Origin of the sequence: Leeia sp. (genome assembly GCF_041909055.1) — a bacterium.
Classification (GTDB): Bacteria; Pseudomonadota; Gammaproteobacteria; order Burkholderiales; family Leeiaceae; genus Leeia; species Leeia aquatica.
The window spans coordinates 380,785-394,389 of the sequence record NZ_JAYREC010000001.1 but is presented as its reverse complement, the minus strand read 5'-3'; the positions used below and the strand labels follow the sequence as shown (position 1 = coordinate 394,389).

Below are 13,605 nucleotides of genomic sequence, written 5' to 3'. Positions count from 1 at the left end.
ACACCATGGACATTCATCAGATCCTCAAGTACCTGCCACACCGCTACCCCTTCCTGCTGGTGGACCGGGTACTGGATGTGGAGGCCGGCAAACACATTCACGCCTACAAGAATGTGACCATCAATGAGCCCTTCTTTCCGGGGCACTTCCCGCATCACCCGGTGATGCCGGGGGTGCTGATTCTGGAAGCACTGGCCCAGGCAGCGGCCATCCTCAGCTTCAAGACCCTGGGTACGCTGCCGACCGATGACTCGGTGTATTACTTTGTGGGCATTGACGCGGCCCGCTTCAAGAAGCCGGTGTCAGCAGGCGACCGTCTGGACCTGCACGTCACCGTGCAGGCGCACAAGCGCGGCGTCTGGAAATACAAGGCCGAGGCCCGGGTGGATGGTCAGGTGGTTACCGAGGCGGACCTGATGTGTGCCCAGCGTGACCTGCCAGCCACAGCGGAGGCCTGACCTTGGCGCGCATCCATCCCACCGCCATCGTCCATCCGGCCGCCCGACTGGCGGAGGATGTCGAAGTCGGCGCGTACAGCCTGATCGGTGAACATGTTGAAATCGGTGCCGGTAGCTGGATAGGCTCGCATGTGGTGGTCGAGGGGCATACCCGCATTGGCGAACGTAACCGTATTTTCCAGTTCAGCTCAATCGGTGCCATCCCGCAAGACAAGAAGTACGCGGGGGAGCCGACCCGGCTGGAAATCGGCAACGACAATACTATTCGTGAGTTCTGCACTTTCAACTGCGGCACAGCGCAAGATGGTGGCGTCACCCGCATGGGCGACCATAACTGGATCATGGCCTATGTGCACCTGGCGCATGATTGCCAGGTGGGTAACCGCACCACATTTGCCAACAATGCCCAGCTGGCCGGGCATGTGGTGGTGGGCGATTACGCCATTCTGGGCGGCTTTACCGTGGTACATCAGTTTGTCCAGATCGGTGCGCACTGCATGACAGCCATGGGCACCATCCTGCTGCAGGATGTGCCTGCCTATGTCACGGCCTCCGGTAACCCGTCGCAGCCGCACGGCATCAATGCCGAAGGGCTGAAGCGCCGCGGTTTTAGTGCGGAGCAGGTGCAAGCCATCCGGCGCGCGTACAAAACCCTGTACAAAGCTGGGCTGACCTTTGCTGAAGCACGCGACGAGATCGTGCGGCAAGCGGCAACCGAGCCGGCATTGCAAGTGCTGGCAGACTCACTGCTACGGGCGACACGCGGCATCATCCGCTGACCGCCTTGTCGCGGTATGCGGGATAACAGAACAAAAATACCAAGGGAGGGGTAAATGGTCGACACACGGCCTTTTACCATTGCACTGGTGGCGGGTGAAGCTTCGGGTGACCTGCTCGGCGGTCACCTGCTGGCGGCGCTGAAGGAGCGGTTTCCGCAGGCCCGCTTTGTGGGCATTGGCGGGCCACGCATGATCAGCCAAGGCATGGAAAGCTGGTGGCCACAGGAAAAACTGGCGGTGCGCGGCTATGTAGAAGTGCTGAAGCACTACCGCGAAATCGTTGGCATCCGCAAGGCCCTGCGCCAGCGCTTGCTGCGCGAGCCGCCGGATGTGTTCATCGGCATTGACGCGCCGGACTTCAACCTGGACCTAGAGCTGGCGCTGAAGAAGCGGGGCATCCCCACCATTCACTACGTCAGCCCCTCGATCTGGGCCTGGCGTGGCAAGCGCATTCACAAAATCAAGCGGGCGGTCAGCCACATGCTGGCCCTGTTCCCATTTGAGCCTGCCTTGTATCAGGCTGAGCAGGTACCGGTAACCTACGTCGGCCACCCGCTTGCCGATGTGCTGCCCCTGCAGCCCAAACAAGGCGAGATGCGGGAGCAAATGCGCATTGGGCCCAACCGCCCGGTCTTTGCCCTGCTGCCGGGCAGTCGGCAGAGCGAAGTGGCGCTGCATGCCGATCTGTTTGTTGAAACCGCCAAGCGGATTGCCGACGACATTCCGGAAGCCCTGTTTCTGGTGCCGCTGGCGACACGGGAAACCCGCCAGCGGTTTGAGCAGGCCGTCTACAAGTGCGGTGCCGCGGATCGGGACATCCAGCTGATGTACGGTCATGCGCATGACGCCATGATTGCGGCGGACGTGGTCTTGGTGGCGAGTGGCACCGCCACGCTGGAGGCGGCCTTGCTCAAGCGCCCCATGGTGATTACCTACAAGCTGTCGCGTCTCTCCTGGTGGCTGATGACCCGAAAGATGTACCTGCCATATGTGGGGCTGCCCAATATCCTGTGCAAGGAGTTTGTGGTGCCGGAGCTGCTGCAGAAAGAGGCGACACCGGAGCGGCTGGCCACCGAGCTGCTGCGGCAGTATCGCGACAAAACCTTCCGCGAGGCGCTGGTCGAGCGGTTCACCGCCCTGCATCAGCTGCTGCGGCAGAACACCTCTGAGCGTGCTGCCGATGCGGTGGCTACCGTACTGGATAGCCGCGCATGACGCAGTGGGTGTGCGGTGTCGACGAAGCGGGGCGAGGGCCGCTGGCCGGAGCCGTGTTTGCGGCGGCGGTGATTCTGGATCCCGCCCGCCCAATCGAGGGCTTGGCGGATTCCAAAAAATTGACCGCCACCCGGCGCGAACATCTGGCGGTACTGATTCGTGAGCGGGCATTGGCCTGGGCCATTGCCTCATCCAGCGTGGCGGAGATTGACCAGCTGAACATTCTGCACGCCAGCCTGTTGGCCATGAGCCGGGCGGTGGCGCAGCTGCAGCCTGCGGCCAGCCATGCCCTGATCGACGGTAACCGTGTCCCCAAATTGGCGATTCCAGCGACGGCCATCGTCAAGGGGGATGCGCTGGAGCCTGCGATTTCGGCGGCCTCCATTCTGGCCAAGACAGCGCGTGACGCCGAGCTGTGCGCCTTGCACCAGTGCTACCCGCAATATGGTTTTGCTGCACATAAAGGTTACCCGACTGCTGAACACCTGGCCGCGATTCGCGAGCACGGCGTCTTGCGCGAACACCGCCGCAGCTTTGCGCCGGTGCGAGAGGTATTGATGCATGGAAAGGGACAGGCGGCGTTCGAGTTTTGAGTGGTGGGTGAACCGGCATCCATGCCACAACAGTGACCACAATGTCATTTATTGCAGGGGCTGTCACACGGTTTACGCTGGCAATCATGGCATAATCGGCTAGGCTAGATACTGATGTACGCGGTGTTGAGCAGGTGCCACCGTCAGGTGTGGCCCGCTCGTACGTCAGACAGAGGGGAAGAGGCGGATGTTTGTACTCATCGGGTATGTGATCATGCTGGGCTGCATTTTCGGGGCCTATGCTGCGCATGGTGGACACCTGGGTGGCTTGTGGCAGCCATCTGAAGTGGTAATGATTTTTGGCGGTGGTCTGGGAGCGCTGGTCGTCGGCTATGGGGGCAAGCCACTCAAGGCGACGCTCAAAGCCTTGCCCTCGGTTTTCAAGGGCAGTGCCTACACCAAAGCCTTCTACATGGACCTGTTTGCCTTGCTCTACGAGATTCTGGGCAAGGTACGCAAGGAAGGCCTGATGTCGATTGAGGCGGATGTGGAGGAGCCTGAGAAAAGCCCCATCTTCAGCAAGTACGACAAAATCCTGCATGACCATCATCTGGTCGATTTCATCACGGATTACCTGCGGCTGATGGTCGGCGGCAACCTGAATGCCTTTGAAATCGAAAACCTGATGGACAACGAAATCGAAACCCATCACCACGAAGGGGCCGTACCCGCCGCCGCCATTGCCAAGCTGGGCGATGCACTGCCGGCGTTTGGTATTGTGGCTGCCGTGATGGGGGTGGTGCACACCATGGGGTCGCTGCACCTGCCGCCGCCTGAACTGGGGGGGTTGATTGGCGCCGCCCTGGTCGGGACCTTCCTGGGTATTTTGCTGGCTTACGGCATCGTCGGCCCTTTGTCCACGGTGCTGGAATTCAAGGGCGATGAGTCCACCAAGGTGTACCAGACCGTCAAGGTCACCCTGCTCGCCAGTCTCAATGGCTACGCGCCACAAGTGGCGGTGGAGTTTGGCCGCAAGGTGCTGTACTCCACCGAGCGCCCCAGCTTCAAGGAGCTGGAAGAGCACGTCAAGCAGAAGAAATAACCCGCCTGAGCGGCAAGGATAGCGGCGATGAGCGACGACTCCCAGCGCCCCATAATCGTCAAGAAGATCAACAAGGGTCACGGCGGCCATCATGGCGGCGCGTGGAAGATTGCCTATGCTGACTTCGTGACCGCCATGATGGCGTTCTTTCTGCTCATGTGGCTTTTGGGGTCCGTGTCCAAGGGCAAGCTGTCCGGTATCTCTGATTATTTCAATACCCCGCTGAAAGTAGCGCTGCAAGGTGGCGACAGTACCGGCAACGCCACCAGCATCATCCCGGGGGGCGGGCAGGATCTGCAGCGCATTTCGGGTGAGGTGTCCCGCGGGCAGGATTCCGCCAACGATGACAGCAAGAAGGCCAAGCAGGCGGCCGAGAAGATGATGTTCGACAAGCTGCGCGAGAAGGTACAGGCGGCCATTGAGCAAAATCCTGAACTGGCCAAGTTCAAGGATCAACTGCTGATCGACATGACACCGGAAGGCCTGCGTATTCAGCTGGTGGACGAGCAAAACCGCCCCATGTTCGATAGTGGCAGTGCCAAGCTGCAACCCTACACCGTGCAGCTGCTACGTGACCTCGGCAAGCTGCTGAATGAGGTACCGAACCGGATCAGCCTATCCGGGCATACCGATGCCGTGCAATACAGCAGTGGTGATCGGGGTTACAGCAACTGGGAGCTGTCTGCGGAGCGGGCCAACACCTCGCGGCGCGAGATGATTGCTGGCGGCCTGCAAGATGGCAAGGTGTTGCGCGTAGTCGGGCTGGGCTCAGCGGTGCCGCTGGATGACGAGCATCCGGATGCGCCGATCAACCGCCGTATCAGCATCATTGTGCTGAATGAAGAGACGACTACGGCCATCATGAAAAACAGCGGCAAGTCGGATCCCGCCGCCCAGCAGTTGCTGGATCAGGCGCAAGGTGCCAGCAGCGCGCCCTGAGCAAGGCCGCTTTCTGCAGGCCTTGTGGCGCTTCACCCTGCTGGTACTGAGTGCCTGGCTGCTGCTGTCCTGGCTGCTGCAGCAGATTCCCCCATTAGCACTGCCTCGCCTGTGGCTGGCCCTGCTGCTGTGGGCGGGCTTGACCGTGCTACCTGGACGCGTGCTGGGCTTGCCGGGCGTCTGGCAGATTGCGGCCCTGCTGCTGTACCCCATGCTGCTGCTGATGCAATGGTGGCAAGGTTCTCCCTGGTGGTTTCTGCTGGCGGGGGTGGTACTGTTCCTGCTGCTGGGTGCGGCCTGGCGGGGGCGTGTTCCCTTGTTTCTGTCCGCATCACCGGTGCTGGAGGCCATACCGGATTTGATGCCCAGGTCGGAGGCATCCTTGCGGATTGCTGAGCTAGGCTGTGGCACGGGCCGCGTGGTGGCGGCCATGGTGCAGCGCTGGCCGCAGCATCACTACGTGGCCGTGGAAGTGGCCTGGCTGCCCTGGCTGATGAGCCGCTGGCGGCTGCGCCACTATCCGCAAGTGCGGGTGCTGCGCGAAGACTTCTGGCGCATGGACTGGCAGGCTTTTGATGTGCTCTACGTCTTTCTGTCACCACTGGTCATGCCAGCGGTGTGGCAAAAGGCACAAGCGGAGCTGCGGCCCGGCAGCTGGCTGATCAGCAACAGCTTTGCCATACCGGAGCAGGCTCCCGACCTCCAGCGCGAGACCGGGCACGCCCTGCAGCCGGTATTGTATGGCTGGCAGCAAAGCCAGCGTGCTGCCGCCGTCCCCGAATAAGCCATCAGGCGCTATACTGCACGCATGACCACAGCAGAACCTCCGGATACCCTCAAGGCGGCCGAGCCCTACCTCACGGCCTGGCAGCCCGCTAACCTGCCGATGCTACAGGTGACGCAAGATGCCCTGCGCAGCGCACAAGTCAGTACCTCGGCGTCCTCGCCGGGGGCGCTGGCGGCCATTGTGGCACGCGATCCGTTTCTGACGTTGCAAGTTCTGTCTTACGTCAACACCATCCCGCGTGGCAGTTTTGCCAGCGATATCACCAGCCTCGAGCATGCGTTGATGTTGCTCGGCGTAGAGCAGTTCTATGACCGCTTCAGCCGGCGGCCCGTGTTGGAGCGCCTGCTGGATAAAGATCCTGCACGGTTGCGGCTGTTGCAGGGGCGGTTGTCGCAATGCCTGCTGGCGGGGCAGCTGGCACGGGAGGTGGCTCGGGTAAGGCTGGACAGCAAGGCTGAAGAGGTGTTTCTGGGGGCTTTGCTGCATGATGTGATTGAACCCTTGTTGCTGCTGACCCATCCGCAGCGTGTCGCGCCGATCCACTGGCACAGCCATGCTAACCTCATGCTGTCAGACCCGGCGTTGCAGCAGCAATTGCTGGGTTTGAGCTATCAGGCCCTGCTGCAGCACTATGTCGGCCAAATAGGCATGCCCTATCTGCTGGCCGGCCTGATGTGCGATCAGCAACTGGACAAACCACGAAATTACAGCGTGCAGCTGGCCGTTCAGGCTGCCCGTGCCAGCCTGCTGGGCTGGTGGCGTGCGGAGTATGAAGAGGCTGCCCAGCTGCTGGCGGAGTTTCTCAAGCTGTCCATCGCGGAATGGTCGGCCCGGCAGCAGGCACTCCTGCTGCAGCACGCCCGGTGGAATGCGTTCCCGGACATCACCTTGCCCGCCATGTGGCTTCCCATGCAGCCGGGTGATTGGGCGGAGCCGCCGGTGGCCAAGCCGGCCAGCATGCAACTGGATCTGAAGATACTGGAACAGGTGACCACCCAGCTGAAACTGGCCGGTGAGCGTAAAGCCGATGTTGGCCAGATCATGACCCTGCTGTTCAAAGGATTGCGGCTGGGCCTAGGCCTGATGCGGGTTGCGCTGCTGACGCAGGACAAAGCGACGAACCAGCTCAAGCTGCGGTTTGCGATTGGTTTTGCCGACGATCATCCGCTGCGGCATCAGGCTATCGGTTTGAGTACACCGCACCTGTTTACCCGACTGATGGGCAAGACCCAAAGTCTGTTCTACGGTGACAGCAACCGGCGTAATCTGCAAGCCTACCTGCCCGCGCCCTTGCGGCCTGAGCCGGAGCGGGACTGGGTGGCGATGTCGCTGTGGGTACGCGCCAACCCGCTGGGCTTGCTCTACGCCGATGGCGGCAGCACACATCCGCAACTGGATGCCGACAATTATCCGCACTTTAAGGCCGTGATGCTGACCGCGCTGGCTGCGCTGGAAGGCAAAGGCGGCCCGGCCTGACCTCTGACTGGAAAAACTGGTGTTGTTGATCAGCTCTGCCGCCAACGCGCGGTTCAAAACCCTGAAAAAACTGTGCAGTCATAACCGCAGCCGGCAGGAAGCTCGCCTGATGGTACTCGATGGTGTGCACCTGCTGCAAAGCCTGCTGGATTGTGGCAGTACACCGCAGACGGTGGTGCTCAGTGAGCCTGCACTGGAGCATGCGGAAATCCGGCCTTTGCTGGCCCGTCTGTCCGGGGTGGAGACATTGTTGCTCAGCGAGGCCTTGTTTGGGCAATTGAGCGAGCTGCCGTCAGCAACGGGCATTCTGGCACTCTGCTCGCTACCTGCCGCACACGCGCTGCCCCAGCCCCATGAGCAACGCATTGTTTTGCTTGATGGCGTGCAAGACCCCGGCAATGTCGGCTCCATCTTGCGTACGGCAGCAGCAGCCGGAGTTGATGCGGTATTACTGTCCGCCGATTGTGCCGATCCCTGGTCGCCGAAAACCCTGCGCGCCGGGATGGGGGCGCATTTTGCCGTGCGGGTGGTGGCGCAAGCCGATTTGCTGGCCTGCCTGGATCACTTCAAGGGCAACGTGGTGGGCACGACACTGGATGCGCCTGCCAACGTCTACCAGACCGATCTAAGGGGGTCGCTGGCCTGGCTGTTTGGCGCAGAAGGGCAGGGGGTGCGGCCTGCCCTGCAAGCCCGCTGTACCACGCGGGTACGTATTCCCATGCCGGGCAAGGTAGAGTCCCTTAACGTGGCGGCTGCAGCGGCCATCTGCCTGTTCGAGCAACTGCGGCAAAATCTGCACCCCTGACGGCCTGCTGCAAATAACAAAGCCCTGAATGCCCGGTGTTGCCGGACTTCAGGGCTTTGTTGCATCCGGGCGCACCCGGATGCGGCGCTTGGTGGATTACTCGCCTTGGGTTTCCACCTGCTGCAGGGCTTCGACCTGAGCGTCTTCCGCCTTGCGACGGCTGCGTGGACGGCTGGGGCGCGGTACGCTGGCCACCACAACTTCAGGCTGAGCGGGGGCCACGACATCGCTGGTTTCCACCATCTGCAACGGCTCCTCAGCCACTTTTTCGCGGGCGGGGCGGCGACGGCGGTTGCTGCTGCGGGCCGTGGCGGCTTCTACCACCTCTGCTGCCGCTTCGACTGGATGAGTTTCTACCGCTGCGGTGACGACCTCAGCGACCCCTTCCGCAGGTGCAGCAGCTACCGCTTCAACCGGAGCGGCTTCCTGAGCCGGCGCTACCGGAGCCGCTACTTCAGCGACCGGAGCGATGACTTCCACCGCTTGCGGTGCAACGTCAACCGTCTCGACCGCTTCAGCAGCAGTGACCACCACCGGGGCAACTACAGGCACTTCGGCGACGGTAGGGGCGATGACCTCTGCCGGTGCCTCCGCGACCACAGGAGCTGGGGCGACAGGGGCTGCTGCAACTTCTGCCACGACCGGCGCCACTTCGGCTACAGCAGTCGGCGCTGCCGTGACCACCTCAGGCGCAGCTTCGGCTACGACCGGAGCGCTGCTGGTTGCCACTGCATCCTGGCTGTCTTCAGACGACTCGGCTTGTACATCGCTGCCCGGGGTCGCTGCCGCTTCACCCTGACGGTCCCGGCCACCACGACGGCGGCGGCGACGACGGCCTTCACCGCTGCTGGCCTGGCCCTCTGCCGCCACGGCTTCCACGGCGGTGTCGGTCACCACCGCTTCGACAACCTCACTGACCGGTACTTCCGGCTTCGGCTCACGCTCGGCACGGTTGCGACCGCGACCGCCTTCACGTGCCTCGCCTTCCTGGCGCGGCTGACGCTGCGGGCGCTCATTGCGGGTTTCTTCCGGCTTGTTGTCGTCCTTGCGGCTGTCGTCCTGACGGTTGCGGCCATTGCGACGCTCTTCACCGCGCTGCTCATTGCGTTCAACACGCTCCTGACGGTTGCCACGCTGGGCATCACGCTCGCGGTTCTGGCCGCCTTGCGCCTGCTGCTCACGCTGACCCTCGCGGTTGCCCCGTTCCTGACGTTCGCCCTCGCGGTTGCCGCGCTCGCCATTGCGGTTACGGTCACGGCCATTGCGTTGCTGGCGCTGGCCGGACTGACGTTCTTGCTGACGTGCAGCCGGTTGGGCGGCAGGTGCGGCCACTTCGGGTTCGCCCTTCAGCCAGTTGAGGAAGCGGCTCAACAGGCCCGGCTTGTTTTCGCTGCTGGCAGGCTTGCTGGCTGGTGCGACTACCGGCGCTGGTTGCTCCGGCGTGATGCCCTTGACGGCAGCCTGCTGGCGTACTTCCGGCTTGCTGCGCTGGCCCGGCTTGTGGTTGTGCTCGTCTTCGGCCTGCTGTTCCACCCGCTTGTAGCTCGGCAGGTCTTCGTCGGCGTGGTTAAGGTCGTCATGACGCAGGCGGGTCACGCTGTAATTCGGCGTTTCCAGGTGCACATTCGGTACCAGTACCACGTTGACCTTGAGGCGGGCCTCAATGGCGTAGATGTCGGCGCGCTTCTCGTTGAGCAGGAAGGTGGCGACATCGACCGGGAGCTGGGCATGGACGGCACCCGTGTTTTCCTTCATCGCCTCTTCCTGCAAGATGCGCAGGATGTGCAGGGCCGACGATTCGGTACCACGGATAAAGCCGGTGCCATGGCAACGCGGGCAGGGCATGTGGGCGGTTTCACCCAGGCTCGGCTGCAGGCGCTGACGCGACAGCTCCAGCAGACCGAAGCGCGAAATCTTGCCCATCTGTACGCGGGCACGGTCGTGGTGCAGCGCATCCTTCAGGCGGTTTTCCACCTCGCGCTGGTTTTTCTGGCTTTCCATGTCGATGAAGTCGATCACGATCAAGCCGCCCAGGTCGCGCAGGCGCAGCTGGCGGGCCACTTCGTCCGCCGCTTCCAGGTTGGTGTTGAAGGCGGTGGTTTCGATGTCGCCGCCACGGGTGGCGCGAGCCGAGTTGACGTCCACCGACACCAGCGCTTCGGTGTGGTCGATCACGATGGCGCCGCCCGAGGGCAGCGGCACTTCACGGCGGAACGCCGTTTCAATCTGGTGCTCGATCTGGAAGCGCGAGAACAGCGGAACGTCATCCTTGTACAGCTTGATGCGGTTGACGTTGCCCGGCATCACGTGGTCCATGAACTGGCGTGCTTGCTCGAACAGGCTCTCGGTGTCGATCAGGACTTCGCCGATGTCCGGCTGGAAGTAATCGCGGATGGCGCGGATCACCAGACTGGATTCCTGATAGATCAGGAACGCGCCGTTTTGCTGACGGGCCGCGCCATCAATGGCCGACCACAGTTGCAGCAGGTAGCGCAGGTCCCACTGCAGCTCTTCCAGCGTGCGGCCAATCGCGGCGGTGCGGCCGATCACGCTCATGCCGCTCGGTGCATCCAGCTGGTCCAGCTGGGCGCGCAGTTCGTTGCGCTCTTCGCCCTCAATCCGGCGGGAAACACCACCACCGCGCGGGTTGTTCGGCATCAGCACCAGATAACGGCCCGCCAGGCTGATGAAGGTGGTCAGCGCAGCGCCTTTATTGCCACGCTCGTCCTTGTCCACCTGGACAATGACTTCCATGCCTTCCTTCAGCGCGTCCTGAATGCGGGCGCGACCGTCGGTGCCGGGCAGGAAATAGCTGCGGGATACTTCCTTGAAGGGCAGGAAGCCATGGCGCTCTTCGCCGTAATCGACGAAAGCGGCTTCGAGGCTGGGCTCGATACGGGTGATGACTCCCTTGTAGATATTGCTTTTCCGCTGTTCCTTGCCAACGGTTTCAATATCCAGATCGATCAGTTTCTGACCATCTACAATGGCAACGCGCAGCTCTTCAGCCTGCGTTGCATTGAACAACATGCGTTTCATGTACAGTCCCCGCGCGCTAATGCACGGGCGGGCGGATCACACCTCTCCTTGGCCGTTGCAGTGGCAACCGGCACATCCGAACAACCAGTGAGGTCCGCCGTCAGGCAAGCTGAGGGCGGGGTAGCTTGATCCATCCATGAATCCGGGCTGCAACCCACCTGGCGAACACACTCCCCGGCGGGGCTCGCCGTCAGCCGGGGTATTGCCAGATACTGCACAGGGCAGCAACGAATTCTTCACGTGACCGGGGTACAGGTTGAATATTGCCCGGTCCAGCAGCTGCCCCCTCCTGGTAGCGGGGCGGGCGGTGGTGGCTGAGGCGGCGGCCATGCTTGGGCGGCACAGGCCTCAGTCAAACCACACCATACCTGCCCGGCTCTTCAACCGGACGGGCAGCTGCGCAATCTCTCGCGGGTGCGTTTAGCGCGCAAATCTATTACTATCGCTGCTTTCAAGGGTGAGCGACGTTAACCCTGCATGCGTTGAAAACCTCATGCCCCGTTCTGTCGGGGCGGGCTTCCGGCGGCAGCAGGTCCCGAAAAAATCCAGGGAACTGGCCGCTGCCCATGACTGCAGCAGTCGGGCAAGCTGGAACCAAGCCAGAGCATGGCTACTGAACGGGCTGGAATGGAGCGGGGCGCAGGGCGTATTCGGATTCGAGCCCGACAGGGGCTACACCGGGAGGGCAGCAAGGCATAAAGTGCTGCCATCAACGTGCCAGACGGGCCGATCACATTCATCAACCGTAAATCAGCAGCCAGCATTGAATAAAGAGCGGGAGCAGTGCAGAGCCGGCCAGACAACACGCCGGACAGCCCGAATGGACTGCAAGGGCTAGTATAAGCAATATGGACTTGTCACGCAAAGAAAACCTTACTGTCACCAAACGTCGCATCGATGCCGAAGAGGCCGGTCAGCGACTGGACAATTTTTTGATGCGCATCCTGAAAGGGGTGCCGAAGAGCCGCATCTATCGCATCATCCGCGCCGGTGAAGTCCGCATCAACGGCAAGCGCACGGATGTCAGTTACCACCTGCAGGCGGATGATGAGGTACGCATCCCGCCGGTACGGGTGGCCGAAGAGGCGCCCAAGCCTGGCAGTGGCGCCGGGCCGACGGTGGTGTTTGATATTCTGTTTGAAGATGATGCACTGCTGGCGATCAACAAACCTGCGGGCCTTGCCGTACACGGTGGCAGCGGCATTTCGCGCGGGGTGATCGAGCAATTGCGCCATCAACGCCCGCAGGCCAAATTCCTGGAGCTGGTACACCGGCTGGACCGCGAGACCTCCGGCATCCTGTTGGTGGCCAAGAAGCGCTCGGCCCTGGTCAAACTGCACGAGCAGATTCGCCAGGGGCAGACCGACAAGCGCTATTTCGCGCTGGCGCTGGGGGATTGGGGCAAGCCGGTGCAGGCAGTGAAAGCGCCGCTGCATAAATTCTTGCTGCCGGATGGCGAGCGCCGGGTGCGGGTGGAGGCTGGAGGCCAGCCCTCGCACACGGTATTCCGCTTGCAGAAGAAATGGGCAGATTGCGCGCTGGTCGAGGCCGAGCTGAAAACCGGGCGTACCCATCAGATTCGAGTGCATTTGCAGCACTTGGGGCACCCGATTGCCGGGGATGACAAATACGGCGATTTCCCGCGCAACAAACAATTGGCGCGTGAAGGGTTGAAGCGGATGTTCCTGCACGCCTGCCGCATGCGGCTCACCCATCCGCTGACCGGGGCCCCCTTGCAGCTGGAAGCACCGCTGCCTCCGGAGCTGAGCCATTACCTCAGCGTGCTGGATCAAACATCGGGAGCCGCGCATGCCAATGCCTGATGCCCGCCGCTATGACCTGATCGTGTTCGATTGGGACGGCACCTTGATGGACAGTACCGCCGGGATCGTGCTGTCCATGCAGCATGCCTTCCGTGAGCATGGCCTGCAGCAACCAGAGCGCAGTGCCGTACGGCAAGTGATCGGGCTGGGTATGGATGAAGCCTTGCAGCAGCTGGCACCGCAGTTGCCGGTAGATGAGCGCATTCCGCTGGGGCAGTCATTTCGTGCGGCATGGCCCTTGTATGGTCAGCAGGCGGCTTTGTATGAAGGCGCGCACGCATTGCTGAAGGCGCTGCAGCAGGCAGGCTATACCTTGGCTGTGGCCACGGGTATGTCGCGGCGCGGGCTGGAACAGGCATTGGATCAGACCGGCTTGCGGCCTTTCTTTGCCGCTACCCGTTGTGCAGAAGAAAGCTTCTCCAAGCCGCACCCGGCGATGCTGCTGGAACTGCTGGACGAGCTGTTTCATCCCGCTGACCGTGCCTTGATGGTGGGCGACACCACCCATGACCTGCAGATGGCAGTCAATGCTGGGGTGGATGCCGTGGCCTTGACCCAGGGTGCACATGATGCAGCACAATTGAGGCAGGTGCCGCATCGGGTGATGCTGGCCAACCTGGTGGAGTTGGCGGACTGGCTGGAGGCATGA

The 13,605-nt window shown here is 62.1% G+C and carries 12 protein-coding genes; 11 read left to right on the top strand and 1 reads right to left on the bottom strand.

Features of this window, described 5'->3' with window-relative positions:
- The first annotated feature begins 5 nt into the window (after positions 1-5).
- The 9 genes from fabZ (at position 6) to ACE3O2_RS02315 (ending at position 8,094) form a co-directional block, all read left to right on the top strand.
- Positions 6-458, top strand: coding sequence for a 3-hydroxyacyl-ACP dehydratase FabZ (fabZ, locus tag ACE3O2_RS02355; protein WP_374335513.1), 453 nt, complete (start codon positions 6-8; stop codon positions 456-458).
- Positions 459-460: 2 nt separating this feature from the next.
- A complete protein-coding gene (gene lpxA / locus ACE3O2_RS02350; RefSeq protein ID WP_374334669.1) occupies positions 461-1,237 on the top strand; it encodes an acyl-ACP--UDP-N-acetylglucosamine O-acyltransferase in 777 nt (258 codons plus the stop codon).
- Between the two features lie 54 nt (positions 1,238-1,291).
- A complete protein-coding gene (gene lpxB / locus ACE3O2_RS02345; RefSeq protein WP_374334668.1) occupies positions 1,292-2,452 on the top strand; it encodes a lipid-A-disaccharide synthase in 1,161 nt (386 codons plus the stop codon).
- Positions 2,449-3,045 carry a ribonuclease HII gene (gene rnhB, locus ACE3O2_RS02340; protein WP_374334667.1) on the top strand — a complete coding sequence of 199 codons (597 nt, stop codon included), beginning with the start codon at positions 2,449-2,451 and terminating at the stop codon, positions 3,043-3,045. Before lpxB ends, rnhB begins: the two co-directional genes overlap by 4 nt.
- Before the next feature lie 187 nt (positions 3,046-3,232).
- Positions 3,233-4,087 carry a flagellar motor stator protein MotA gene (gene motA / locus ACE3O2_RS02335; RefSeq protein WP_168876262.1) on the top strand — a complete coding sequence of 285 codons (855 nt, stop codon included), beginning with the start codon at positions 3,233-3,235 and terminating at the stop codon, positions 4,085-4,087.
- A gap of 27 nt (positions 4,088-4,114) precedes the next feature.
- Complete coding sequence (motB, locus tag ACE3O2_RS02330; RefSeq protein WP_374334666.1) at positions 4,115-5,026, top strand: flagellar motor protein MotB; 912 nt, start codon at positions 4,115-4,117, stop codon at positions 5,024-5,026.
- On the top strand, positions 5,007-5,810 hold the full coding sequence (locus tag ACE3O2_RS02325; RefSeq protein WP_374334665.1) for a trans-aconitate 2-methyltransferase: 804 nt from the start codon (positions 5,007-5,009) through the stop codon (positions 5,808-5,810). Before motB ends, ACE3O2_RS02325 begins: the two co-directional genes overlap by 20 nt.
- 24 nt (positions 5,811-5,834) lie before the next feature.
- Positions 5,835-7,289, top strand: coding sequence for an HDOD domain-containing protein (locus ACE3O2_RS02320; protein WP_374334664.1), 1,455 nt, complete (start codon positions 5,835-5,837; stop codon positions 7,287-7,289).
- 19 nt (positions 7,290-7,308) lie between these two features.
- Complete coding sequence (locus tag ACE3O2_RS02315; protein ID WP_374334663.1) at positions 7,309-8,094, top strand: TrmH family RNA methyltransferase; 786 nt, start codon at positions 7,309-7,311, stop codon at positions 8,092-8,094.
- Between the two features lie 96 nt (positions 8,095-8,190).
- Here the strand turns inward: ACE3O2_RS02315 and ACE3O2_RS02310 are convergent, their stop codons facing one another.
- Positions 8,191-11,133, bottom strand: a complete 2,943-nt coding sequence (locus tag ACE3O2_RS02310) for an Rne/Rng family ribonuclease (RefSeq protein ID WP_374334662.1) — start codon at positions 11,131-11,133, stop codon at positions 8,191-8,193.
- A gap of 848 nt (positions 11,134-11,981) precedes the next feature.
- On the opposite strand from ACE3O2_RS02310, the gene rluC reads away from it, so the two are divergent.
- Positions 11,982-12,956 (top strand): 23S rRNA pseudouridine(955/2504/2580) synthase RluC, encoded by a 975-nt coding sequence (rluC, locus tag ACE3O2_RS02305; RefSeq protein ID WP_374334661.1) that lies wholly within the window; start codon positions 11,982-11,984, stop codon positions 12,954-12,956.
- Entirely contained in the window at positions 12,943-13,605 is a 663-nt protein-coding gene (locus ACE3O2_RS02300; RefSeq protein ID WP_374334660.1) for an HAD-IA family hydrolase, read from the top strand. The genes rluC and ACE3O2_RS02300 overlap by 14 nt, the downstream gene beginning before the upstream one ends.